At 62.9% G+C, this 415-nt stretch carries 1 protein-coding gene; it reads right to left on the reverse strand.

Going from position 1 to position 415, the window contains the following annotated elements; genetic code table 11:
* The coding region (locus AC1DBD_RS17855) for a catalase family protein (RefSeq protein WP_476982727.1) at positions 1-415 on the reverse strand (415 nt) is incomplete at both ends.

A 415-nucleotide genomic window follows, 5' to 3' on the forward strand; every position in this document is an offset into this window, starting at 1 on the left:
CCATCGAAGAGGTAGTTGGGATCGTTGTGCGATGGGGGACCGGCCGGCGCGAACGCTCGCACAGGAACGGCGGACCACCGCACCGGTATGGCGACGCCTGCCTTGTTGACGAACAGGAAGGTGTCGAGTCCGTTGTAGGTGTCGTTTGCAAAGCCAGAAGACACCGCACGCTTGCTCACGATGGCGATGGCTGACCCGAACTCTGGATGCGTCGCGGCGAACGTCTTCATCTTCTCGGGGTCTGGCTTGCCGGTCTGCTGATCGGGAACCGAAGCGATCATCTGATCGTAGAACGCCTGCACGTTGGCGAACGGGAAGACCGGAATGTCGATCATCGCGGTTCGCCACTCTTCCCCGCCCCGGGGGTTGAACTGCAGGGCGAGGCTGCGCACCAGGGTCGGCGCATCCGGGATGA

This window comes from Arthrobacter sp. 10T419 (genome assembly GCF_056394105.1).